The following is a 22,837-nucleotide window of genomic DNA, read 5'->3' as shown; positions in this document are numbered from 1 at the left end:
GTGGCGCCGTTGTCGCAACGGCGCGTTTCGCCTCCGGCGGCGCTGTGGCTGGTCACGCGGTTCCCCGCGCCCCTCTAACGGGCCGCCGACTCCAGGGCGGCCCGGAGGTGCCCACCGGACTCCGTCAGGAGGCGGGTGGCGGTGGAGACGTCCACGTGGGCGAGGAGGGTGAGGATGGCCGGCTTCACCTCGCCGTCCGTGGCGTGCAGCGCCGCCTCGATCGCCGCGTCGCCCGCGCCGGTGGCGAGCGCGACGATGCGGCGGGAGCGGGCGCGCAGCTTCTCGTTGGAGGCGCGGACGTCGACCATGAGGTTCCCGTAGGTCTTGCCGAGCCGGATCATCGTGATGGTCGAGAGCATGTTGAGGACCAGCTTCTGGGCCGTGCCGGACTTCAGCCGGGTGGAGCCGGAGACGAGTTCCGGGCCGACGACCACCTCGATGCCGTGGTCCGCCGCGGCGGACAGCGGGGAGTCGGCGTTGCAGGAGAGCCCCACGGTCAAGGCGCCCGCCGCCCGTGCGTGCTGGACGGCGCCGAGTGCGTACGGCGTGCGGCCGGACGCCGAGATGCCCACGACGCTGTCGGCGGCGGTCAGCCCGATCCGTTCCAGGTCCGCCGCCGCCAGCTCCCTGCTGTCCTCCGCGCCCTCGACGGAGGTGACCACCGCGTCCGGACCGCCCGCGATGAGACCTACGACCTCACGCCCGGGGGTCGTGTTGAAGGTCGGGGGGCACTCGCTGGCGTCCAGCACGCCGAGCCGCCCGGCGGTGCCGGCGCCCGCGTAGACCAGCCGCCCACCGCGCTCCATGCGTGCGGCGATCCCGTCGATGGCGGCGGCGATGACGGGGAGCTGACCGGCCACGGCGGCCGGCACGGTGGCGTCCTCCGCGTTCATGGTCCGGGCGATCTCCAGCGTGGACATCCGGTCGATCTCGGCGAGCTCGGACCGGAACGCCTCCGTGGTGAGCGTCTCCAACTCGCGGCGCAGCTCGGTGTACTGGGAGGACATAGAGGGCTCGTTCATCCTTCTCTCAGCGGTGGGGGGTGAGGGGCGGATCGGGTCTGCGGAAGGAGTGGGGGATGCTGAGGGGCGGGATCAGCCGAGGCCCCCGCGCGGCGGTGCGTGCCGGTGGGCGAGGGCTTCGTACGAGTCGGACAGTGCGGGCGCGGCGACGTCGTACGTGCGCTGCGCGACGCCGATGAACAGGCAGTCCACCACGAGGAGCTGACTGGTCCGGCTGGACATCGCGGCCGGCCGCAGCTCGCTCTCCCGGGAGCTGGACGTGGTCAGGACCAGGTCGGCGTACTGCGTGACGGCGCTGTCCGCGCGGCCGGTGATGGCGACGGTGGTCGCGCCCCGGTCGAAGGCGGCCCGCAGCGGTTCGATCACGTCGTGCGTGCTGCCGGAGTGGGTGATGGCCAGCGCGACGTCGCCGGACCGCAGTTGTACGGCGTTGGTGACGGCCAGGTGCGGATCGGCGTGGGCGTGCGCGATCAGCCCGATCCGCAGCAGTTTCTGCGCGAGGTCCTGGGCGACCAGGCCGGAGGCGGCGATCCCGTACACGTCGATCCGGCGCGCGCCGGCCAGCGCGCCGACGGCCGCCTCCAGTTGCGCCATGTCGAGCTGGGCGGCGGTGTCGGCGAGGGTCTGCTGCTCCTCCCGGGCGAGCTTGCTGACGACGTCGGCGAGCGGGTCGTCCACCGCGATGTCGGCGGTGACGGACGGCGGTGCCCCGGCGGCCTGCTGGGCGGCGAGCGCGGCCAGCGCGAGCCGCAGGTCGCGGTACCCGGGGTACCCGAGCAGCCGCGCGGTACGGACGACGGTCGCCTCGCTCGTACCGGTCCGTACGGCGAGCGCGGTGACGGTCAGATGGGCGCAGCCGGCCGGATCGCCCGCGACGGCTTCTGCCACCCGCTGCATGGACCGGGTCATCGACGGCGCGAGGGTGCGGACCTTGGCGGCGAGGGCACCCGGGTCGGGGGGCGCAACAGGGATCACGGGCGCGCCGGGCACGCCGCGGAGGCCACGGACGCCCGGGGAGAAAGTTTCCTTCACGCTGTAGGTCACGTTGTGAAAGCTATTTTCAGTGCTGGGTGCCGTCAAGGGCGCCGCGCGCTCCCCGCGGGCGGCCGGGAACGGGGTGCCGCCGCCCCGCTCGGTCTTCCGCTTTTGCGGCGGCGCGTACTCCGGTGTACCCGGTGGTGCCGCGCATGGGTCGGGGCGTGGGTGACGCCGACCTCTTCGTGCTGCGGGCGGTGGTGCCGTGCACTGGCTTGCCGGGGCGGAGAGGGCGACTCCCGGTCCCGCACACCCGGTGGTGCCGCACCCCCGGGGCGAGGCGACCGGGTGCGGGCCCGCCGGGGTTGGCGTACTTGCGACAATGGGCCGTATGGACGACGGTCACTCCAATGCCTCCGCCACCGAGAAGGTGCTGCACGGCGCGCGCGCCCGCGTGCTCGCCGACCTCACCTCGCGCGACGTCGCGGACGCGGACATCGTCTCCCTGGTCGAGGACGCGCTGAGCCGGCGCCGGTGGTGGCTGGAGCAGTGGCCGGACGGCGCCGAGTTCGTACCCGGCCTGCTTGCACAGGACGTGCAGGACGCCCTGCTGGAGACCTATGGCCGCTGGCCGCTCTGCCCGCACTGCGCCGAACCGCACGCCCTGGCCGTCGAACCCGAACTCGGCCCCGACCCGCACTGGGTCTGCGAGGCCCGCGGTGAAGCCGTCGCCCCGGTCGGCTCCCTGGGCGCCCGGTGAGCGTCTACATCGACCCCCCGACCTGGCCCGGTCACGGCCGCCACTGGTCCCACCTCGTCAGCGACACCTCCTACGACGAACTCCACGCCTTCGCCGCCCGCCTCGGCGCCCCACCCCGCGCCTTCGAACGCGACCACTACGACATCCCCGCCGCCCGCTACGCCGACGCGGTCCGCCTCGGCGCGATCGAGGTCGGCAGCAGGGAACTGGTCCGCCGCCTCACCGAAGCGGGCCTGCGCCGCCGCAAACGCCCCAGTGCGTAGTGCCCCGAAGGCGGAAATCCGAGGCGGTGGCGCCGCCGGCGAAAAACCGGCGGCGCGACCGACATGGAAACCGAGGGAAAGCGGGTCGGACCAGAAATTCTTTTGTGTGCCTGCCCGGATTTCGTCAGCAGTGAACGGGACTGCCGTTATCCGGAAGACTTGAGTCGAGCACCCATCCGTGCTCGTTGCCCGACGTGTGGAGGTAGGTCCACGAGCGGCCGATGGCGTCCCATACGAAGCAGTTGTAGTTGAACGCTTCAAGCCTGTCGATCTGGCCGACGATGCTGCACTCGGAAGTCGTCCCCGTCCGGATGTTGATGACGCCGGGGTAGTCGAGGAACTGGTAGGTCGGAGTGACGTCGTCCAGGTCGGGCTCGGTGGTGCCGCACGGCAGATTGGGCTCCGTGGTCGCCTGGGAGGCAGAAGCGGGAGCAGCCGAGAGCCCAAGGGCGCAGGTCACCGCTAACGCCGAGACGGAAAGGGCGGCTAAGGCACGGTTCATGACTCGTCCTTCTGTCGATGCTTGACTGGGGTTGCGCTGCTCCTGTGAAGAACGGGATGAATTGCTCGTGAAGCGGACAATGTTTCCGTGGCAACTCATCGCTCTTTTGGATAATCCGGCCCTGGTGCCGCTGGCTCGTACTCATTGGCGAGCGAACAGCGCGCCGATGCAATCATGGGGAGGGCTGGCGTGCAAGTTATTTCAGGGAGCACCGAGATCCGCGTTTCGGAATTGCATGCTCCGCTTGAGGTGGAGATCCTCTCGCCTTTGGCCAACGGCTGCCGCCCTCTTCCGTGCCTCGGGGCGCACCGCCTGTGAGGAAGTCCCGGCTGGGGCCGAGGGCAAGGAAGCGAGGGTGTCCGTCGTCCTCGGAGGGCCACCCCGACGTTCTGGGCGGGCGGGATCCCAGAGTGGGCCTTCGACTGCAACAGGAACGCCGTGTGCGGTGGTGCCCACCGCCGCGGTCACCGCCGTCCTCGCCGCTGCCGCTGCTCCTGCGTCCGCGTCCGCCGTCACGCCGCCTCGCGGCCGTCGCCCCGGCGACCGGCGAGCGGTTGTGAATTGCCGGAGGTCAATGGGCCAGAACGCCCTTCGTGGAACAGAGCCCGACCTTATGATGACCGTACATCAGTCTGATTGTCCTGGAACAGGGGGGATTATTCATGTCTGCGCGCTTACGGAGACGGGTGGTGTCCGTCTGCCTCGCGTTACTGGTCATCGTGGGCCTCGGCGTCACCACGACCGCCGAGGCGACCACTGGCGCCACGTCGGGTGAGGTCGCCGCCAAGGCCACGACCCTCTCACCGTTCACGATCGCCAAGCGGGCGGGCGGGACCGCGGTCTGGCGGGTCGTCATCAGCGGTACCGCCAGCGGTCGTCCGTTCCGGCGGGTCGCCCTGCTGGCGCTGGCTCCCACGCAGACGCGGGTCACGACGAACGGGGTCAACCCACTCGACGTGTGCCTGGTCTCGGGGACCCCGTCCGTGCGGCCGGAGACGGGAGCCATCCACTTCAGCAGCAACTCGGCCTGCTACGGCTACCGTTCACGACTCGACATGGGCTATGTCCAGGTCTCCGGCAGCACGGTGAAGTTCGCGCCGGACTCGCGGCTGTCCGCCACACACGTGAACAACCACACGGCCTCCTACGGCATCACCGCGTGCATCTACTACCCGGTCTCGGGCCTGGGCAGCTTCACCTTCTTCTCCAACGGGGTGGTGCGCGGCTCGGTGCGGTACTCCGGCTTCGCCGGGTTCGGCTGCGGCTGGTCCACGTACATCGCCTCCGTCGCGGGCAACCGCATCCAGTAGGACCGCGGCGGCCGGGTCGCCGTACGCCCGGTGTGCGTTGCGTGGCGCCGTACGCCCGGGGTGCGTTGCAGGGTCCTGGGCGTACGGCGCGGCGGGGTCGTCACGATCCGCCGGACCTACGCCTCCAGCAACTCCAGCTCGGTCACGAGGTTGCGGCGGGCCACCGCCTCCCACTGCTCCTGTCCGTACGGCGTGCGGAACAGGGCCGGCAGGTCGAGGAGCCGCCGGAGGACGGTGGCGCGGGCGGCGCGGAAGACGTCGTCCGGCACGAAGGCGTACTCCTCGCGGACGGCCGCGGCGTAGGCGGCGTACGCGGCCGGGTCCCCGGCCAGCACGGCGAGGTCCGCGTCGCACAGCACCTCCCCGTTGCGGTCGCCGGCGGCGGGGGTGTGCGTCACGGTGAGCCGGACCAGCCGGGCCACCTCGGCGGTACGGTCCGCGCCGACGCCCGCCTCGGGCAGGGCGTGCTCGGCGAGCCGCGCGCTGCGCTCCTCGTTCTCCTCCCGATCCGGCCGGTACACCGCGTCGTGGAACCAGGCCGCGAGCGCCACCGTGTCCGGGTTGTCGGTGTACGCCGTCAGCTCGGTGGTACGGATGAGCACGGCGACCAGGTGGTCCAGCGTGTGATACCGGCGCTGCGGCTCGGCCCAGCGGTCGAGGAGATCCCTCCCGTACGGCGCGGGGTCGGGCGCGGACTGGTCGGGCGCGGACTCCGGGTCGGTCTGGCAGCGGCGCAACAGCTCGCACCACTCGGCGAGCAGCGCGTTGTACCGGGGATGAGCGGTGGCGGCGGATGAGGGCATGCGGGCTATTGTGCGCTACCCGTCCCACGCGCATGCTGTCGCCTCAACTGTTTCAGTATCGGCGGGCCACCGAGGGTCCGCACGGCTCAGGCCAGCGCCTCCGGCAGCGGATTCGCGTGCAGTACCGCCAGACCCGAGACAGCGCGGGTCAGTGCGACGTAGAGCCGGCGCAGGCCCGTACGGGCGTCGGGCTCGGCGGAGACGATGGTGGCGGGGTCGTCCAGCACCACGTAGTCGTATTCGAGGCCCTTCGCGAGGGAGGCGGGCACCAGGGTGAGGCGGGCCGCCGCCGAGGTCTCCTCACCGGGGGAGAGGTACGGCAGGCCGGTGTCGGAGAGGGCCGCGGCCAGTACCGGGACACGGTCGTCCGCCGCGATCAGGCCGATCGAGCCCTCGTACGCGAGGGCGTCGCGGCAGGCGGCCACCACCGCCGCGTCCAGACCGCCCGCGGGAACCGCCCGTACCGAGAAGGCGCCGGCGGCCTCCCGTACCGAGGTCGCCGGGGCGAGACCCGGGGCGATGGACGGCAGGAGGCGGGAGGCGTAGGCGATGACCTCGCGGGGGACGCGGAAGCCGCGGGTCAGCTCCTCGATGCGGGCGCCGGGTTTGCCCAGGTGGGACAGGGCCTCCGCCCAGGAGGAGGTGGCCCACGGCGTGGTGCCCTGGGCGAGGTCGCCGAGGATCGTCGCCGAGCCGGTGGAGCAGCGGCGGCCCACCGCCCGGTACTGCATGGGGGAGAGGTCCTGCGCCTCGTCCAGCACCACGTGCCCGAGCGAACTCGTGCGCTGCACAAGGTCGTACGCCTCGTCGATCAGCACCGCGTCCGCCGCCGACCAGCGGGCGGAACCAAGGCCGCGGGCCGGCTTGGCCCACCGGACGGTCCGCTGCTCGTCCGCCGACAGCAGTCCGTCGGCGCAGGCGGCGAGGAAGTCCGGGTCGGACAGCAGCCGCAGCACCACCTTCGCCGGATCGACCGGTGGCCAGCACGCCTTGACGGCCGCCTTCACCGCGGGATTGCGGGCCACCGCGTCCTGGACCCGGTCGTCGGGCGCCTCGCCCGCCCGTTCCATCTGGACCAGGACGGCGTGCGCGATCCGCTGCGGCAACGCGTCGCGGGCGGCGCCGTAACGGATGTCGCGCTCGGCCATCTCCCGGACGATCTCCTCCAGTTCGTAGGCCGGCACCCGCCATCGCCGCGAGCCGCGTACCACCACGACGGGTTCGGTGGGCGGCCGGATGCCGGACCGTACGGCCCGGCGCAGCACCTCCGCCATCCGCGCGTCGCCCTTGATCCGGGCCGTGTCCGCCGAGTCCGCGCCGCGCACCTCGACGTGGGCCACCAGGTCGTCCACCGTGGCCTGCTTTACCTGGAGTTCGCCGAGCGCGGGCAGCACCTGCTCGATGTACTGGAGGAAGGACGCGTTGGGGCCGATGACGAGCGTGCCGGTACGGGCCAGGCGTTCGCGGTGCGCGTACAGCAGGTACGCCACCCGGTGCAGGCCGACCGCCGTCTTCCCGGTGCCGGGCGCGCCCTGGACGCAGACCGTGCCGGTGACCCCCGCGCGGACGATCTCGTCCTGCTCGGGCTGGATGGTGGCGACGATGTCCCGCATCGGACCGACGCGGGGCCGTTCGATCTCGGCCTGGAGCAGCCTTCCGGCGGTGTCCGACGCGTCCGGATCGGACAGGTCCTCGTCCTCGTACGCGGTCAGCTCGCCGCCGGTGTAACCGAACCGGCGCCGCAGCCGGACGTCCATCGGCTCGGTGCGCGAGGCGCGGTAGAAGGGCTGCGACACCGGCGCCCGCCAGTCGATCACCATCGGGTCGCCTTCGGTGTCGTGCACATGGCGGCGGCCGATGTAGAAGCTCTCCCTGCTCGCGCCCTCGGCCGTCTCCGAGCCGGGCGCGTGCAGGTAGTCGAGGCGGCCGAAGAAGAGCGGGGTCCCGGCGAGGTCCGCCAGCGCCTTGATCCGGGTCTCGATCCCGGCGGCGAGAACCTTGGCGTTGACCCAGTTGCCGGTGACGTCGGCGATGTCGAGCGCTTCGACGTCGTGGCGCATGGCGCGCAGCGCGGCGCGGGAGGCGGCGAGGTGCGCGCGCTCGCGCCGGAGGGGGTCACCGTCCGGGGCGTCGGGGGTGTGCGGGGGTTTCCGGGTCTCCGGGGTGTCCAGGGTGTCCGAGGTACCCGGGGCGTCCGGGCGCCGGGCGCGGAGCGGGTCCGGGGTCGGGTCCTGGGTCGGGGCGTGCGAGGGCACGGCGTTGCCTCCGGCTGATGCGTATACGGACGCGGGATCGCGGAATCGTGTGACGAGTCGTGTTGCGGGGGCCGGCCGGTTTCCGTCCGGGCGGCGGCACTCCCGTCCGGGAGGCGGCAAGAGCGGAAATCATACGCGTACCCGCCCGTGACCGCTCACGCATTTCACCCGGAGTTCGGCAGCGGGCCACCGGGCCGGGCGGGTCTCAGGGGCGACCCCGAGACGCCGGTCAGGTCCGGGGTACGCCCACGGTCGGAGTGCGGCCCTGAAGATTACGCCCTCAGCCCGACGTACGCAGAATGCCGCATTCCGTACCGTGGAGACATGACCACTGCCACCGTTCCCCCAGGCCCCACCGTCCACGGCGGCACCGCGCTCGGCGTCCGCCCCGACCACCCGCGCCACCTCCTCGGCAGTGCCCTGCGCGCGGTCCGCGTCTTCGCCGTCACGGCGGCGGAAGTCGTGCTGCTGGGCACGGACACGGAGGGCAAGCGGCACTGAGCCGAGCGCGGCCGACCGGTCCGTCCCTCCCGTGAGTGAACCGGCACGGGGTCGTGAACGTACCCCTTTTGTGCACGTACGTATCCACCCACGCCGGGCGTGGACAACACGTACAGACGCGCAAGAGAAGGGACGAGCGATGTTCCCGCACACCACGTCACGGCCCCTCGCCGCGCTGGCGGTGGCGGTGGCGGCCGGGCTGACGGCTGTCGCCTGCTCGTCGTCCTCGGACACGTCCACGAGCGGTTCGAGCAGCCCGAGTACCAGCGCCTCCACCGTGATCACCACCCACCGCACGAACACCCTCGGCGAGGTGTACGCCGACTCCACCGGCCACACGGCCTACACCGCCGACCAGGAAGCCGGCGGCAGGATCACCTGCACCGGAGGGTGCCTGGTGGTCTGGCACCCGGTGGCCGGCGGCGGCGGCTCCTCCGCATCGCCGCACGCCGCGCACTTCGGCACCGTCAAGCGCCCCGACAACGGCCAGATCCAGGTCACCTACGCGGGCAAGCCGGTCTACACCTTCGCCCAGGACGGCAAGCCGGGCGACACGAACGGCGACAACGTCATGGACAGTTTCGGCGGGCACAGCTTCACCTGGCACGCGCTGCGGGTGAGTCCGTCCGGTTCGACCAGTCCCAGCAGCCCGAGCACGTCCGGCGGTGGCGGTTACGGCTACTGAGCCACCGGGTCCGTACGCGGGCGCCCGCCGACCGGGGACGGCGGTACGCCCGAGCACGGCTACATGTCCTCGCCGGCGCCGGTGAGCAGATCGTCCGCGTCCACGATGCGGTAGGCGTACCCCTGCTCGGCCAGAAAGCGCTGACGGTGGGCGGCGAAGTCCTGGTCGATCGTGTCGCGGGCGACCACCGAGTAGAACCGGGCCTCGTGGCCGTCCGCCTTCGGGCGCAGGATACGGCCGAGGCGCTGGGCCTCCTCCTGGCGGGAGCCGAACGTGCCGGACACCTGGATGGCGACGGTCGCCTCCGGCAGGTCGATGGAGAAGTTCGCCACCTTCGAGACGACCAGTACCGAGATCTCGCCGTTGCGGAACTGGTCGAAGAGCCTCTCGCGCTGCGTGTTGGGGGTCTCACCCTTGATGACCGGCGCGTTCAGATGCTCGCCCAGTTCGTCGAGCTGGTCGATGTACTGCCCGATCACCAGCGTCTGCTGCCCCGCGTGCTTGGCGACCAGCGCCTCGGTGACCCGCCGCTTGGTCGCGGTCGTGGCGCAGTACCGGTACTTCTCCTCGGTCTCGGCGGTCGCGTACGCCAGCCGTTCGGAGTCCGTCAGATTGACCCGGACCTCCACGCAGTCCGCCGGCGCGATGTACCCCTGCGCCTCGATCTCCTTCCACGGCGCGTCGAACCGCTTCGGCCCGATGAGCGAGAAGACGTCCGACTCGCGGCCGTCCTCCCGGACCAGCGTCGCGGTCAGCCCGAGCCGGCGGCGCGCCTGCAGATCGGCCGTGAACTTGAAGACCGGTGCGGGCAGCAGATGCACCTCGTCGTAGACGATCAATCCCCAGTCGCGGGAGTCGAACAGCTCCAGGTGCGGGTAGACGCCCTTCCGCTTCGTGGTCAGCACCTGGTATGTGGCGATGGTGACCGGACGGATCTCCTTGCGGGTCCCGCTGTACTCGCCGACCTCGTCCTCGGTCAGCGAGGTGCGCCGGACCAGCTCGTGCTTCCACTGGCGGGCCGAGACGGTGTTCGTCACCAGGATCAGCGTGGTCGCCTTCGCCTGCGCCATCGCGCCCGCCCCGACCAGCGTCTTGCCCGCGCCGCAGGGCAGGACGACCACCCCGGAACCGCCGTGCCAGAAGCCCGCGACGGCCTGCTGCTGGTACGGGCGCAGTGCCCAGCCGTCCTCGCGCAGCTCGATGGGGTGCGCCTCGCCGTCCACGTACCCCGCGAAGTCCTCGGCCGGCCAGCCCAGCTTCAGCAGCACCTGCTTGATCTGGCCACGCTCTGAGGGGTGCACGGCCACCGTGTCGTGGTCGATCCGCGCCCCCACCAGCGGCTGGACCCGCTTCGACCGCAGGATCTCCTCCAGCACGGGCCGGTCGGTGGTGGTCAGCACGAGCCCGTGCGCGGGGTCCTTGCTCAGCCGCAGCCGCCCGTAGCGGTCCATCGTCTCGGCGACGTCCACGAGCAGGGCGTGCGGTACGGGGTACCGCGAGTACTCCATGAGCGCGTCCACCACCTGCTCGGCGTCGTGCCCCGCCGCCCGCGCGTTCCACAGCCCGAGCGGCGTCAGGCGGTAGGTGTGGATGTGCTCGGGCGCGCGTTCCAGCTCGGCGAAGGGAGCGATGGCACGACGACAGGCGTCGGCCAGCTCGTGGTCGACCTCCAGGAGGAGCGTCTTGTCGCTCTGGACGATCAGGCAGGACACGCAGGACCTCCGGGGGAGGGGGGATGCGGCGGGTGGGGGAGAAAAAGGGGGAACAGGGAAGTCTACGTCGGCCGGCGGGGGTGCGGGGGTCGGGTGGGTCACGCGGGGGGTGCGGTGGGGCGGCGCGTGCGGCCCCACCGGGCGCGCGGCCGGGTGGGGTGGTGCGGGTGGGCGGCTGTCACCCCGTTGGCGGCCAACACCACGGGGACACAGTGGCCATCCGTGGGAATTGTCGGCAGGCGTGGCCGTGGCGCGCGGGGTAGCTTGTCCTATTTGATGTTCTCTGCCTCCATGGATCACCCCCAGCAGACGCAAACCCCCGCCGAGCCGCGCCAGCGGGGGAGACTTCGTGCCGTCACGGCGTCCACGGCCGTCGTCGGTGCGGCGGTCGTGGCCGCGGCCGGCCTCCTCCTCCCAGCCTCCACCTCCAGCGCCGCCCCCCGGGACGACGGCTGGCCGTTCTCCGGGTACAGCCGGGAGCACGAGAGCGGCTCCGGGTACACCCAGGAGCACGAGGGCGGGTACGAGGACCCGGCTTCGTACGCGGATTCGTACGCGAGTTCGTACGCGGACGAGGACCCGGGCGCAGAGGACGTGGGTTCGTACGAAGACGTGGGTTCTCACCTGGCCGAGGGGCCGGTTGAGGTCCAGGGCGAGCGGCCGGAGTCCGGTCGGCCTTCTGAGGATTCGGGTTGGGACTCGGATTCCGGCTCGTACGGGTATGCGGGTTCGGGTTCGCAGGGTTCCTCGGGTTCGGAGTCCGGTCGGCCTTCTGAGGAGCCGGGTTGGGACTCGGATTCCGGCTCGTACGGGCATGCGGGTTCGGACTCGCAGGGTCAGTCCGGTTCGGAGTCCGGTCGGCCCTCGGAGGACTCGGGTTGGGACTCGGAGTCGGGTTCGGGTTCGCAGGGTCAGTCCGGTTCGGAGTCCGGTCGGCCCTCGGAGGACTCGGGCTGGCACCGGCCGAAGCCCGGTCCCACCACGAGCTGCCCGCCGAAGACGCACCCGCCCACGCACACCCACCCCCCGGCCCACACACGTCCCCCGCACACACGTCCCCCGCACACCCACCCTCCGACAACCCCGCCGACGAAGCCTCCGACGACCCCTCCGACCACTCCCCCGACCACTCCCCCCACCACTCCCCCGACTACTCCCCCCACCACTCCTCCGACGACTTCCCCCACGACGCCCCCGACCACTCCGCCGGCCACCCACCCCACCCACACCCGGCCTCCGGGGCACATGCCGCACACCGGTGTTTCCGTGGGCTGGGCAGCAGCCGCCGGAGCGAGTGTGCTCGGGGCGGGCGGCCTCCTGATCGTGGTGTCCAAGCGGCGCGGGCGGCACGGGTAGTCCGTCATCGCGAGTCCTGTACTCCGCACAGGCAGGGGCCGGCCGCCGTGCCGTACGGCGGCCGGCCCCCTACGTGGCCCTGCGGGCAGCCGTCGACGTCGACGGCCGGTCGCCCGGATCCGTACGCACCGCGTCAGCACAGCCACAGACACGTCCCGTTTCCGTGAGCGGATTCCGGCCACCGCGGTGACGGCGCGGCGTACGGCGGCCGGCCTCGGGTAAACGCGCCGAGGACGATGCCTATCGGAGGGGGGTTACGGCTCATGGCGGTGCGGATGGCGCTGTTTCATGCGGCTCCGAAGCCCGAAACGCAGAAGCCCGAGCCCGAGTCCCAGGCCGCGGCGTGGTGGAAGGCGTGGACGGTGCGGGCCGAGCCCGGCGGCGCGGTGCGGACCACGGCGAAGGACACGGCGAAGACCAGGGCGGCGGCCAAGGCCAAGGCCAAGGCCAAGGCCAAGGCCAGGCCCAGGCCCAGGGCGAAGGCGCGGCCGAGGGCGAAGCCGCGGACGCGCAAGCCGCCGCCTCCTGTGCTGCAGCGGCGGACGCTCGGTCCGACGCTCGCCCGGGCGGCCGTGCTGGCCGCCGCCATCGTGTTCATGGTGGGGTTCGCGGTGGCGCTCGCGAAGGTGACGCTCGTGCCGTCGCCCGCGTCGGACGCGCTGATCCACACGAACCTGCGGCCGGGCGCGTCGATCCGTACCTACCTGGACCAGCCCGCCGTCCGGGACTCGCTCAAGCAGATCGGCGGCAACGTCCTGCTCGGTGTGCCGTTCGGCGTCCTGTTGCCGATGCTGTTCCCGCGGTCGCGCGGGCCGGCACGGGTGGCCGTGGTGACCGCGCTGGTGATGGTGCTGGTCGAGGCGGCGCAGGGGGCGATCGTCGAGGGCCGCGCCTTCGACATCGACGACGTGATCCTCAACACACTGGGTGCCCTCTTCGGGTATCTGCTGCTCGGTCACCGGCTCGGCCGTGCGCTCCACCCGCGCCGCGAGACGTGGTGGCGGCGGGCGCGGGCGGCGGCCTTCGGGGTCAGGCGGGATCGTCGGCCAGCTCGGAAACGCCCGTGATCCGGTGCAGCGCGAAAGTGCGGACCTCGTCCGCGGTGTGGTCGTACGCGGTGACGTAGCCGCCCTCCACCCGGACCGGCGCGATCACGCGCTGGCTGGCGGCGCCGTCGGCGTTGACGTACCCGATCCACAGGGACTCGCCGGTCAGCGCGGCGGCCTGGACGGTGGCGAGGGTGTCGGCGGCGGAGGTACGCGGAAGGCCGCCGCCGAAGGACGCGGAGCCGGCGGGACCGGACGCGGAGCCTGACGCGGCCCCCGGCGCCGCCGGTGCGCGCCGCACCGCCGTGGCCGCCCGGTCCCCGGCCCGGATCGCCTTGACGGCGGCGCCCAGCAGCGCCGCGTCGGGGATCGGAGGGCCGTCGGTGACCGGTACGGGCGGCGTACGGGGCGGAGTGCGGCGGGCGTCCGGGCGGGTGATCAGGACGTCGCCGTCGGCGGATTCCGCGGCCGGGGCCAGGCCCATCGCACGGAGCCGTTCCAGCAGGGTCGCCGGGTCGGCCTGGGCGGCGAGCACGGTCGGGGCGAGGCGGCGCAGGCCGAGACCGGTGGCGCGGCGGTCGGCGAGGAGTTCGCTGAGCAGCGCGTCGTCGTCGCACCGCAGGTACGCGGAGGCCGCGCCGACCCGGAGCGTGCCGTGGCGGCGGGCCACGTCGTCGATGAGATAGCTGAGCGGTTGCGGGACCGGGGTGCGGGAGTGGGTGGCGAGGAATTCCTGGAGCTCGGCGGCGGTGCGGCCGGCGTCCAGCGCGCGGCGGACCGACGCGGGCGTGAAGCGGTACACCGTCGCGCCGCCCTTGGACTCGATGTCGGCGAGGACCCCGAGCGTCTCGGCGAGCGGCGCGACGAGCGGGCCCGGCGCCACAGCGGTGAGGTCGGCCTGGAGCAGAACGTGGTCGAGATGCTCGGGCAGCAGCGGCGCGAGGAGCCGGGCGGCGGCCCCGGTGTCGCCCACCGGGTTCTCCAGCAGCGGCCGGGCGTGGTCGGCGAGCGCACCGCGGCCGGTCACGCCGAGGGCTTCGGCGTCGTGCAGGGTCCAGCGCAGCAGATCGGCGCGGAGGGCGTCGTTGCCGGCCCGAAGGGGACGCAGCCAGCGCAGACGGGCCAGCAGGGCGTCGGGGGACGCGGCGGAACCCGGGGGCAGCTCGGCCAGGACGCGCAAGGCCCGGCGGCGGACCTGCGGGGCCGGCGAGCGGTCGAGTTCCGGGCCCAGCGCCGACAGGGCGCGGCCCTTGGCGTCCCGGGTGCCGACCAGGCCCGGCGTCCGGGTGGCCGGCAGCCACGCGGTGACCAGTGCGGCCCACTGCTCCTGCGCGGGCAGTTGCAGCCACTCGTCGGCGGCGGGTGTGGGGGCGTACGCCTCGTCCACCTCCCCGTCGGTGGCGATCAGCCCGGCGGCGTAGGCGAGTTCGAGCCAGAACGCGGTCTGCGGCTCCGGCAGGTCCAGCGCGGTCGCGGTGCGCTTGAGGTCGCGGACGCTGAGGCCGCCGGCGCGCAGTACGGGCGGGCCGCCGGTCTGCCACCGGGTCAGCAGTTCGGTGACGGTACGGACGGCGGTGAACGCCTGGCCCGCGGCGGTCAGGTTCACGGTGCGCTCGGGGCGCGCGACGGGTTCCACGGGGGGCGGCAGCGGCGCGGGGGCGCGGTGGGCGCGACCGCCGCGCAGGGTCAGGGCGGCCTCGCGGGGGAGGACGACGTTGTGCCGGCCCGCGGGGAGCAGCAGGCCCCGGGCGAGCAGCCACTGCACGGGGGCCGCGGCGGCCTCCGCCCGTACCGGCACGGTGGCGTCCCGCACCTCCCCGTACGGCGGCCCCCACACCAGTCGCTCCAGCACGCCGGGTACGTCCCCGGGTGCGTCCGCCAGCAGCCCGTCCAGCCGCTCGGCGTCCGCGAACAGTCCGGTCAGCTCCCGTACCGCACTGATCGGGTCATGCGTCGCCGCGAGCCCCGCGTCCGCCACGATCTCCTGCAGCCGCGAGGGCGACATCCCGGCGGTCGCCTCTCCGACGGACGGCCCGAGCCCCGTCCCCGACCCTCCGCCGACCGACGGCGCCAGCACGTCCCGTGCGGTCCGCACCAGCCGCGGCGAGCCGTCCTCGCCCCAGACCAGCCCCCGTACCCGCAGTACCTCGACCGCCCGGGGCAGCGCCTCCCGCACGGCCTCGGCCAGCTCGGGGTCGAGGGGGCCCCGGCCCCGCGAGGCGATCCCGGCGGCGGCACCGGGACCCGGCGCCGCGCCCAGGGCCGACGTGTTCGCCGCGCCGGCCGGGGAGGCGAACACGTCGCCCGTCATCAGCGCGCGCAGGGTGTCGTACGGGCACGGGTCCGGGGCCACCGCCAGGGCCTCGGCCACCTGGTGGGTGAAGGTGTCCAGGCGGTCCAGGGTGCGCAGGACGGACGAGCGGGTGGCGGCGCGTGTGGCGAGGTGGGTGAGGTCCGGGGGAACCGGCGTGAGGAGGTCGGGGCGGGCACGGAGGAGGAGGGCCAGCGCGGTGTCGTCACGGGCGCGCAGGTCCTCCGCGAGCGTGCGGGGGGCGGTGGCTCGGCCTCCAGTCCTCATCCGTCCCACAGTAGCCGCACGGGTCGAATGTCCGAGCGCGTCCTCGGGGTGAGGACAGTCCGCCGGACAGGCGGGTACCTTCGGCATGAGGTCGACGCGGTGCGGCGGAAGGGGGCTTGACGGTGGGTGTCGAGAGCGACCGGCTGGTCTTCGACTATCTGAGCCGGGTCGGCGATCTGGCGCAGACCGCGCTGCCCGCCGCCCAGCGCGCGCAACTGGTCGCGCGGCTGCGCAACGACATCGACCGTGAGCGACGCGGCAGCGACAGCCCGGCCACCGTACGCCGCATCCTCGGCCGTATCGGCAGCCCGGACGAGGTCGTGGAGGCCGCCGCGGGGTCCGCCGCCCCGGGCGGCGGTACGGCCGCCCCGCCGCCGCCCACCGAGCCGCCGCCCGGCTCGTACGGGCCCTACGCCAAGACCGCGCCGCGCACGCCGCGGACCCCGCGTCAGCGGGAGGAGGCCGGGACCTCCCGCGGCCAGGAGGCGGGCGGGCGGGACGGCGGGCAGCGGGATCCGGGTCGGCGGGATGCGGGCGGCCGGGACGCGGGCCGGCGCGGGGCCCGCCCCCGCGACGACGATCCGGACTGGTGGACCGTCCCGCCGCGCGGCGGCCTGCCCCGCCTCGGGGACGAGCTGGCCGGGCTGCCGGGGATGACCGGCGGCGTCTTCGTCCCGGTCGACGACGAGGAGCTGGCCGAGGAGGACCCGGCATCCGGCCACGGGAGGACGAGGACGCGGCGACCGGACACCGACGGGGAACCGTACGGCGCCGAGGAGACACACGAGGAGGAGGCCCCGGCGCGGCGGTCCCGGCGCCTGCTGCCCCGCCTCGGTATCGGGAAGGGGGGTGGCGGCGGCGGGAAGCGCTGGGGCAGCCCCGTCCTGCTGCTCGCCGCCGCCCTGCTGGTCGCGGGGGCGGCGATCGGGTCGTGGATCCCGCTCGGCCTGGGCTGGCTGACCGGTTACCTTTCGCGTCAACTCTCCCGGCCGCAGGCGAAGTTCGCGGTGCTCGGCATCCCGGGGACGGCGGCCGTCGGCATGCTGGTCTGGCTGTGGGGGCGCGACGCGGGCAAGTGGAGCACGCCCATCGCTGAGGGCCAGATGGGCCAGGCGCTCCAGGACGCGCTGCCCGGGACCGTCCGCCTCGCCGCGCTCGCCTCGGCGCTCTACCTGCTGTGGCGGGCTCGTCGGGCGGCGTAACCGCTGCGGGGGTGGCCGGCGGGGCGGCTGTGTCTTGTAGGGTTCGGCGGGTTCGGCGGGTACATCGGCTCAGCCGAGTTCGCCGGCTCAGCCGGGTCCGCCGGCCTGGGGTGGGCCGCGGGGGAGCCGCCGTCATCCGCCGGGCCGCGGCGGGCCCGTCGCGCCGGACAGTCGCCGCGCAGGCCCCCGCGAGGTCTGCCGGGGCCGGGCCCCGGCTGGGGGCGCTGCGGCGAGCGCGCGACGCCCGTACCGCGGCGCGGACGCATCGTGGCCGCCCGGCTGGGACGCGCGCCGAAAACCGCCTTGACCACCCGGGTGACAATATTGCCGTGACCAACGACCTTCGCGCCGCCTCGCACACCCCTGCCGCACCCGCGGCCGCGCACATCGCCGCCGCACCCGCGGCCGCGCACACCGCCGCCGCACCCGCTGCCGCGTACGGCGCCGCAGGCCCCCTCACCGTCGGCTTCGACCTCGACATGACGCTGATCGACTCCCGCCCCGGCATCAAGGCCGTGTTCGACCGGCTCGCCGCCGAGACCGGCGTCTTCATCGACTCGGGGCTGGCGATCAGCCGACTCGGCCCGCCGCTGGACCAGGAGCTGGCCCACTGGTTCCCGGCCGAGCGCGTCCCGGAGGTCGCCGACCGCTACCGCGCGCTGTACCCCGATCACGCGATCGCGCCCACGGGCGCCATGCCGGGCGCCGCGGCGGCCGTCGAGGCGGTCCGCGCGGTCGGCGGGCGCCCGCTCGTCGTCACCGCCAAGTACGGGCCCAACGCCGGTCTGCACCTCGCCCACCTCGGCATCGACGCCGAACTGCGCGGCTCGCTGTGGGCCGAGGCCAAGGCCGAGGCGCTGATCGAGTACGGCGCGACGATCTACGTCGGCGACCACACCGGTGACGTACGCGGCGCCCGTACGGCGGGTGCGCTCTCCGTCGCGGTCGCCACCGGGCCGTGCGACGCAGCGGAACTGCGCGCGGCCGGCGCCGACGTCGTCCTCGGGGACCTCACCGAATTCCCGGCGTGGTTCGCCGACTACAGCTCCGCAGCTGCCTGACCGCGAAGCTGCTCACCGGGCTGCCCGCCGTCCGGCTCGCCGCTCCGGCCGTCCGCTGCCCGCCGCTGGGCGAGCACGGACCGCAGCAGTCCGCCGAGCGCCAGCGCCAGACCCACGCCCATCAGCATCGACACGAAGTACGCAGGCGTGGGCAGTCGGCTGGTACCCAGCAGTAGCGGCGTGAAGGTCGCCACCGTACCGATCGCCCCGACCAGGAACACGATCGCCCCGATCCGCACGAGCAGGTCACCTGCGCCCATGGTTTGTTTGCTCACCGGACAAGGGTAAGTCCGAGTGGTGGACGTGATCGACGTGATGAACGCTGGAACGGGACCTCGGCGTCTTGTCACACGGCACCAGGCCATTAGCCTGGTGCCAGCGGGTCTTGGATGGACCCGCAGAAGTCTTATTCAGAGTCGTTTCGAGCAATGAGGACGAGGTCGGACGTGCCTACCGGCAAGGTCAAGTGGTTCAACAGTGAGAAGGGCTTCGGCTTTCTCTCCCGCGATGACGGCGGCGACGTCTTCGTGCACTCCTCGGTACTGCCCGACGGCGTTGTGGCCCTCAAGCCCGGCCAGCGCGTGGAATTCGGTGTCGTTGCAGGTCAGCGTGGCGACCAGGCTCTTTCGGTGACCCTGCTCGATCCTGCTCCCTCGGTCGCGGCGGCCCAGCGCCGTAAGCCGGACGAGCTGTTGCCGATCGTCCAGGACCTCACCACTCTGCTGGAGGACGTCGCGCGTTCGCTGCAACGCGGTCGGTATCCCGACAAGGCGCATGGTCACAAGATCGCCTCCGTGCTGCGGGTGGTCGCGGACCAGCTCGACGTCTGAACCACCGCGGCCCGGGCCCGCGTTCGGTTTTTTAGCGACGCTTTACCGGAGTGGCATCCTCCGCTATGCCCTCCGGTAAAACGCGCGCAAAAAATTCCGGGCACGAATCCCGGCCGTTTTCCGGTCAGCGATTTCCCCGGGTTGCCGAAAACGGTGGCGGAAGCGGTGGGGCAGCAGTGCGGAAACCATGGCGGAAGCGGCGCGGAAGCCTGCGGAAGCCGTGGCGGAAGCGTCAGAAAGCCAGCGCGTCGGGCGTGAGCGGCGGCACCAGGCCCTCGGCCGCGGCCCGCGTCAGCAGCCCTCGTACGGCCGCGTAGCCGTCGTCACCGAGACCCGCCGTGAACTCGTTGACGTACAGCCCGATGTGCTGGTCGGCGACGGCCGGGTCCATCTCCTGGGAGTGCGCCAGCACGTAACCGCGGGACGCCTCCGGGTCGTCCCACGCCGCCCGCACCGAGGCGCGTGCGGCCTCGGCCAGCGCGTGCAGCCGCTCCTTGCCCAGCGACCGCTTGGCGATGATCGCGCCCAGCGGGATCGGCAGCCCGGTGGTGGACTCCCAGTACTCGCCCATGTCCGCGAGCTTGTGCAGGCCGTAGTTCTGGTACGTGAAGCGGGCCTCGTGGATCACCAGACCCGCGTCCACCCGGCCGTCCCGCACCGCGGGCATGATCTCGTGGAACGGCAGCACCACGACCTCGCCGACCCCGCCGGGGACCTCGGCGGCGGCCCACAGCCGGAAGAGCAGATACGCGGTGGAGCGCTCGCTCGGGACGGCGACGGTCCTGCCCGTCAGGTCGGTTCCGGGCTCCTTCGTCAGCACCAGCGGCCCGCAGCCGCGGCCCAGCGCGCCGCCGCACGGCAGCAGCGCGTACTCGTCCAGCACCCAGGGCAGCACCGCGTACGAGACCTTCAGCACATCGAACTCGCCGCGCTCGGCCATCCCGTTGGTGATGTGGATGTCCGCGAACGTGACGTCCAGCGGCGGCGCGTCCGGGACCAGGCCGTGGGCCCAGGCGTGGAAGACGAAGGTGTCGTTGGGGCAGGGGGAGTAGGCGATCCGCAGCGCGCCGCCCTGCGGGGTGCCCTGCGCCCGCGGGGCGCCGTCGTCCGGGCGGGTGCCGCCGTCGGGCCGGGCTCCGCCCTGGGATGCGTCGTCGCGCGACGCGTCGTCAGCCATGTTCCGCTTCAACCTCCAGCGCGGCCGGGAGCTTCCCGAACGCCGTCGTCAGCGCCGCCAGCGCCTCGCCGATCCGCCACGCCGCCCGGTCGCGGGGGCCGACCGCGTTGGACACGGTACGGATCTCCAGTACGGGTACGCCATGGGCCGCAGCAGCCTCCGCCACCCCGAACCCCTCCATCGCCTCCGCGACGGCACCCGGATGACGCGTCCTCAGTTCGGCCGCCCGCTCCGCCGTACCCGTCACCGTCGAGACGGTGAGCACCGGCCCGTACGCGGCCCCCAGCCGGTCCGCGACGGTACGGCTCAGCCCGGCCGGCGGCCGGTGTTCCGCGGTACCGAAGCCGAGTTCGGCGACGGTCGTGAACCCGTCCGGCGTGCGCACCCCCAGATCCGCGGCCGTGATCGTCTCGGCGACCGCCACCGCGCCGACCGGCGCTTCCGGGGCGAATCCGCCGGCGATCCCCGCGGAGATCACCAGGGTGTACGGGTCCCCGGCGGTCTCGGCCAGGGTGAGGGCGGTGGCCGAGGCCGCCGCGGCGGCGGCCGGACCGACGCCGGCCGCGACGATGTCGAAGCGGCGACTGCGGGCCGGACCCCGGTCGGCGGAACCCAGCCCGGCGGCGACGGCGTCACGTTCCGCGGCCACCGCGGTCACCACCAGCAGACGGGTGGTCATCGGCGGCGCTCAGTCGCCCTTGAGCAGCTTGATCTTCCACACGCCGAAGGTCTGCGTGCCCGTGGTGTCGGAGGACTGCACGATGTTCAGTGTGACCGCCTTCACCGGGGTGCTGGCCCCGGTCTGCGGGTCCCGCTCGGTGAAGAGCGAGGTGCTGTCCAGCGTCCAGTACGTGGTGTCCTTGAGCGGCTCGGGGGTGACCAGCGCGCTGTCGGTGGCGAGCAGCCAGCCCTTCTTCGCCAGCTTCGGGTCCACGCCGACGCGGACCTTGTCGCCCAGGCCCACCGTGATGTGGTGCTTCGGTGCCGCGTCCAGGCAGGCCTGGAAGATCTGGTTGGGGAGCTTCGTGCTCGCGTAGCACTTGTCGTCGATCGCCTCGGCGGTCACGGACCGGTCGCCCACAGTCACCGTCGCCACGGGGGTCGGCTTGTCGCAGGCGGTGAGGGCGACCAGCCCGAGGGGGAGGGCACCGATGACGGTGGCAGCGCGTCTCATGCTCATGGGGTGAGGCTACCGGGCGGTTGCGTTCCGCCTGCGCGGGGGTGGAGTGTCCCGCGGGGTGCGGCGAGCCCCGGGCGGGGCGGGCGGGCGGGGTGGTTCCGGGTGGTTCAGGGCGGTTCAGGCCACCCGGGTCCGCGCCGTACTGCCCCGCCGGGCCGCCCCGAGCAGGCCTCGTACCGAGACCGAGAAGGCCAGCAGTACCAGGCCGGCCGCCACCGCCATGCCCAGCGAGCCGATCAGCGGCAGCACTATGCCCAGACCGCCGCCGACCACCCAGGAGAGCTGGAGCGCGGTCTCGGAGCGAGCGAAGGCGGAGGTGCGGACCGCCTCCGGGACGTCCCGCTGGATCAGCGCGTCCAGCGACAGCTTCGCCAGCGCCTGCGAGATGCCGGCCACCGCCGCCAACGCGGCCACCGCCACCAACGAGTACCAGCCCGCCGCGAAGGTCGCCGCGGTCAGGGAGCAGATCAGCACACCGGTGATGATGATCTCCGGTCCGCGGGCCTTGAGCCACGCGCCGAGCGCCGTACCGAGCGCGTTGCCGCCGCCCGCCGCGACGGCGACCAGGCCCAGCGACTGCGCCGGGGTCAGCCCGCCGAGCGGGTGCTCGCGCAGCATGAACGCCAGGAACATGGTGAGGAATCCGGACAGCGACCGCAGCCCACAGTTGCCCTGGAGGGCGTGCAGCACCGACGAACCCACGCCCAGCAGGCCGGGTTTGCGGCCGGGGACGCCCGTGGGCCCGGCCGGTGTCTCCTCGTCGGCGGACAGCCGCGCCTTGCTCTCGCCGCGCGCCGAGTCCACCTTGTGCGGCAGCGAGATCGCCAGCAGCGCGCCGGACATGAACACCACGAAGGCCCCGTACAACGGCCATTGCGGGCCGATCGCGTGCAGGCCCGCGCCGACCGGGGCGGCGATCGCCGTCGCCAGCAGACCCGCGAGGGTGACCCGGGAGTTCGCCTTCACCAGCGTCGTACGCGGTGGCAACAGGCGTGGCACCGCCGCGCTGCGCACCACGCCGTACGCCTTCGACGCCACCAGGACGCCGAGCGCCGCCGGATACAGGCCGAGGCCCGCCGTGGAGATCACCCCGGCCATCGTCCAGGCCAGCACCGCGCGGGCCGTCATCGCCATCGCCATGGCGGCCCTGCGACCGTGCTGCATCCGGTCCAGCAGCGGGCCGATCACGGGCGCGAGAAGGGCGAACGGCGCCATCGTCACCAGGAGATAGAGCGCCACCCGGCCTCGCGCCTCGCCGGTCGGCACCGAGAAGAACACGGTGCTGGCGAGCGCGATGGTGATCATCATGTCGCCGGCCGAGTTCACCGCGTGGAGTTCGATCAGTTTCGCCAGACCCGACTCGCCCGCGCCGCCCGCATGTGTCGTACGCCGCACACGACGGCGCACGGCACCGGCGGATCGCCCCACGCCGCTGGCGAGGGCGCGTCCGGCCCTGCGCACGGGCCCTCGGCCCGCGGTCACCGTTTGTGCCACGACGCAATCCTGCCCCAATCGGCAGTGCACGCACCCCCTCCTTTGCGCACGTGGTGCGCAGGGGTAGCGTGCGATCGCGCAGAATGGTGGCAACAGGTGCGCCCGGGGACGCTCGGGCAGACCGG

21 protein-coding genes are annotated in these 22,837 nt (G+C 73.2%); 9 read left to right on the top strand and 12 right to left on the bottom strand.

Going from position 1 to position 22,837, the window contains the following annotated elements; translation table 11 throughout:
* Positions 1-74: 74 nt before the first annotated feature.
* A complete protein-coding gene (gene murQ / locus VIW71_RS20645) occupies positions 75-1,022 on the bottom strand; it encodes an N-acetylmuramic acid 6-phosphate etherase (RefSeq protein WP_331623900.1) in 948 nt (315 codons plus the stop codon).
* A gap of 72 nt (positions 1,023-1,094) precedes the next feature.
* Positions 1,095-2,066: a MurR/RpiR family transcriptional regulator gene (locus tag VIW71_RS20640; protein ID WP_414720795.1), complete on the bottom strand. Its 972-nt coding sequence runs from the start codon at positions 2,064-2,066 to the stop codon at positions 1,095-1,097.
* 313 nt (positions 2,067-2,379) lie between these two features.
* Between VIW71_RS20640 and VIW71_RS20635 the strand changes: the two genes are divergently transcribed.
* Positions 2,380-2,757 carry a hypothetical protein gene (locus VIW71_RS20635; RefSeq protein WP_331623899.1) on the top strand — a complete coding sequence of 126 codons (378 nt, stop codon included), beginning with the start codon at positions 2,380-2,382 and terminating at the stop codon, positions 2,755-2,757.
* Positions 2,754-3,020, top strand: a complete 267-nt coding sequence (locus VIW71_RS20630) for a DUF4031 domain-containing protein (protein WP_331623898.1) — start codon at positions 2,754-2,756, stop codon at positions 3,018-3,020. Before VIW71_RS20635 ends, VIW71_RS20630 begins: the two co-directional genes overlap by 4 nt.
* Positions 3,021-3,144: 124 nt before the next feature.
* Here the strand turns inward: VIW71_RS20630 and VIW71_RS20625 are convergent, their stop codons facing one another.
* Positions 3,145-3,522: a hypothetical protein gene (locus VIW71_RS20625; protein WP_331623896.1), complete on the bottom strand. Its 378-nt coding sequence runs from the start codon at positions 3,520-3,522 to the stop codon at positions 3,145-3,147.
* A gap of 689 nt (positions 3,523-4,211) precedes the next feature.
* Between VIW71_RS20625 and VIW71_RS20620 the strand changes: the two genes are divergently transcribed.
* Complete coding sequence (locus VIW71_RS20620) at positions 4,212-4,832, top strand: hypothetical protein (protein WP_331623894.1); 621 nt, start codon at positions 4,212-4,214, stop codon at positions 4,830-4,832.
* Positions 4,833-4,948: 116 nt separating this feature from the next.
* On the opposite strand, the gene VIW71_RS20615 is transcribed toward VIW71_RS20620, so the two are convergent.
* Positions 4,949-5,635, bottom strand: coding sequence for a hypothetical protein (locus tag VIW71_RS20615; RefSeq protein ID WP_331623893.1), 687 nt, complete (start codon positions 5,633-5,635; stop codon positions 4,949-4,951).
* 86 nt (positions 5,636-5,721) lie between these two features.
* Positions 5,722-7,806, bottom strand: a complete 2,085-nt coding sequence (locus VIW71_RS20610) for a HelD family protein (RefSeq protein WP_331623906.1) — start codon at positions 7,804-7,806, stop codon at positions 5,722-5,724.
* A 408-nt stretch (positions 7,807-8,214) separates the two neighbouring features.
* On the opposite strand from VIW71_RS20610, the gene VIW71_RS20605 reads away from it, so the two are divergent.
* Positions 8,215-8,391, top strand: a complete 177-nt coding sequence (locus VIW71_RS20605) for a hypothetical protein (RefSeq protein ID WP_331623892.1) — start codon at positions 8,215-8,217, stop codon at positions 8,389-8,391.
* A 139-nt stretch (positions 8,392-8,530) separates the two neighbouring features.
* Positions 8,531-9,076: a hypothetical protein gene (locus tag VIW71_RS20600; protein ID WP_331623891.1), complete on the top strand. Its 546-nt coding sequence runs from the start codon at positions 8,531-8,533 to the stop codon at positions 9,074-9,076.
* 59 nt (positions 9,077-9,135) lie between these two features.
* Here VIW71_RS20600 and VIW71_RS20595 read toward each other — a convergent pair whose 3' ends face one another.
* Complete coding sequence (locus VIW71_RS20595) at positions 9,136-10,788, bottom strand: DNA repair helicase XPB (RefSeq protein ID WP_331623890.1); 1,653 nt, start codon at positions 10,786-10,788, stop codon at positions 9,136-9,138.
* Between the two features lie 1,883 nt (positions 10,789-12,671).
* Here VIW71_RS20595 and VIW71_RS20590 point away from each other — a divergent pair.
* A complete protein-coding gene (locus VIW71_RS20590) occupies positions 12,672-13,211 on the top strand; it encodes a VanZ family protein (protein ID WP_331623905.1) in 540 nt (179 codons plus the stop codon).
* On the opposite strand, the gene VIW71_RS20585 is transcribed toward VIW71_RS20590, so the two are convergent.
* On the bottom strand, positions 13,174-15,768 hold the full coding sequence (locus VIW71_RS20585) for a helicase C-terminal domain-containing protein (protein ID WP_331623888.1): 2,595 nt from the start codon (positions 15,766-15,768) through the stop codon (positions 13,174-13,176). The two genes, VIW71_RS20590 and VIW71_RS20585, sit on opposite strands and share 38 nt — an antisense overlap.
* Positions 15,769-15,890: 122 nt before the next feature.
* Between VIW71_RS20585 and VIW71_RS20580 the strand changes: the two genes are divergently transcribed.
* Both VIW71_RS20580 and VIW71_RS20575 read left to right on the top strand, forming a co-directional pair.
* On the top strand, positions 15,891-16,970 hold the full coding sequence (locus VIW71_RS20580; protein ID WP_331623886.1) for a hypothetical protein: 1,080 nt from the start codon (positions 15,891-15,893) through the stop codon (positions 16,968-16,970).
* 386 nt (positions 16,971-17,356) lie between these two features.
* Complete coding sequence (locus tag VIW71_RS20575; RefSeq protein WP_414720797.1) at positions 17,357-18,031, top strand: HAD family hydrolase; 675 nt, start codon at positions 17,357-17,359, stop codon at positions 18,029-18,031.
* On the opposite strand, the gene VIW71_RS20570 is transcribed toward VIW71_RS20575, so the two are convergent.
* Positions 18,010-18,306: a hypothetical protein gene (locus VIW71_RS20570; RefSeq protein WP_414720794.1), complete on the bottom strand. Its 297-nt coding sequence runs from the start codon at positions 18,304-18,306 to the stop codon at positions 18,010-18,012. The genes VIW71_RS20575 and VIW71_RS20570 overlap by 22 nt on opposite strands.
* 171 nt (positions 18,307-18,477) lie before the next feature.
* Between VIW71_RS20570 and VIW71_RS20565 the strand changes: the two genes are divergently transcribed.
* On the top strand, positions 18,478-18,861 hold the full coding sequence (locus tag VIW71_RS20565; protein ID WP_331623884.1) for a cold-shock protein: 384 nt from the start codon (positions 18,478-18,480) through the stop codon (positions 18,859-18,861).
* A gap of 232 nt (positions 18,862-19,093) precedes the next feature.
* Here the strand turns inward: VIW71_RS20565 and VIW71_RS20560 are convergent, their stop codons facing one another.
* The 4 genes from VIW71_RS20560 to VIW71_RS20545 all read right to left on the bottom strand — a co-directional run bounded on the left by VIW71_RS20560 (position 19,094) and on the right by VIW71_RS20545 (position 22,730).
* Positions 19,094-20,038 carry a 1,4-dihydroxy-6-naphthoate synthase gene (locus tag VIW71_RS20560; RefSeq protein WP_331623883.1) on the bottom strand — a complete coding sequence of 315 codons (945 nt, stop codon included), beginning with the start codon at positions 20,036-20,038 and terminating at the stop codon, positions 19,094-19,096.
* Positions 20,031-20,717 (bottom strand): futalosine hydrolase, encoded by a 687-nt coding sequence (locus tag VIW71_RS20555; RefSeq protein ID WP_331623882.1) that lies wholly within the window; start codon positions 20,715-20,717, stop codon positions 20,031-20,033. Before VIW71_RS20555 ends, VIW71_RS20560 begins: the two co-directional genes overlap by 8 nt.
* Before the next feature lie 9 nt (positions 20,718-20,726).
* The gene (locus VIW71_RS20550) at positions 20,727-21,218 is read right to left on the bottom strand and encodes a hypothetical protein (RefSeq protein WP_331623881.1); all 492 of its coding nucleotides are present in this window, start codon (positions 21,216-21,218) and stop codon (positions 20,727-20,729) included.
* A 117-nt stretch (positions 21,219-21,335) separates the two neighbouring features.
* A complete protein-coding gene (locus VIW71_RS20545) occupies positions 21,336-22,730 on the bottom strand; it encodes an MFS transporter (protein ID WP_414720796.1) in 1,395 nt (464 codons plus the stop codon).
* Positions 22,731-22,837: the final 107 nt, after the last annotated feature.

It is taken from the genome of Streptomyces sp., from assembly GCF_036524955.1.
Classification (GTDB): domain Bacteria; phylum Actinomycetota; class Actinomycetes; order Streptomycetales; family Streptomycetaceae; genus Actinacidiphila.
This window is presented reverse-complemented; position numbering and strand designations above follow the sequence as displayed.

Excerpts from the sequence above, each read along its gene's own strand:
- VIW71_RS20550 (WP_331623881.1), bottom strand. The coding sequence starts at position 21,218 with ATGAGCATGAGACGCGCTGCCACCGTCATCGGTGCCCTCCCCCTCGGG.
- VIW71_RS20605 (WP_331623892.1), top strand. The coding sequence starts at position 8,215 with ATGACCACTGCCACCGTTCCCCCAGGCCCCACCGTCCACGGCGGCACC.
- VIW71_RS20555 (WP_331623882.1), bottom strand. The coding sequence starts at position 20,717 with ATGACCACCCGTCTGCTGGTGGTGACCGCGGTGGCCGCGGAACGTGAC.
- VIW71_RS20615 (WP_331623893.1), bottom strand. The coding sequence starts at position 5,635 with ATGCCCTCATCCGCCGCCACCGCTCATCCCCGGTACAACGCGCTGCTC.
- murQ (WP_331623900.1), bottom strand. The coding sequence starts at position 1,022 with ATGAACGAGCCCTCTATGTCCTCCCAGTACACCGAGCTGCGCCGCGAG.
- VIW71_RS20585 (WP_331623888.1), bottom strand. The coding sequence starts at position 15,768 with ATGAGGACTGGAGGCCGAGCCACCGCCCCCCGCACGCTCGCGGAGGAC.
- VIW71_RS20600 (WP_331623891.1), top strand. The coding sequence starts at position 8,531 with ATGTTCCCGCACACCACGTCACGGCCCCTCGCCGCGCTGGCGGTGGCG.
- VIW71_RS20635 (WP_331623899.1), top strand. The coding sequence starts at position 2,380 with ATGGGCCGTATGGACGACGGTCACTCCAATGCCTCCGCCACCGAGAAG.
- VIW71_RS20625 (WP_331623896.1), bottom strand. The coding sequence starts at position 3,522 with ATGAACCGTGCCTTAGCCGCCCTTTCCGTCTCGGCGTTAGCGGTGACC.
- VIW71_RS20560 (WP_331623883.1), bottom strand. The coding sequence starts at position 20,038 with ATGGCTGACGACGCGTCGCGCGACGACGCATCCCAGGGCGGAGCCCGG.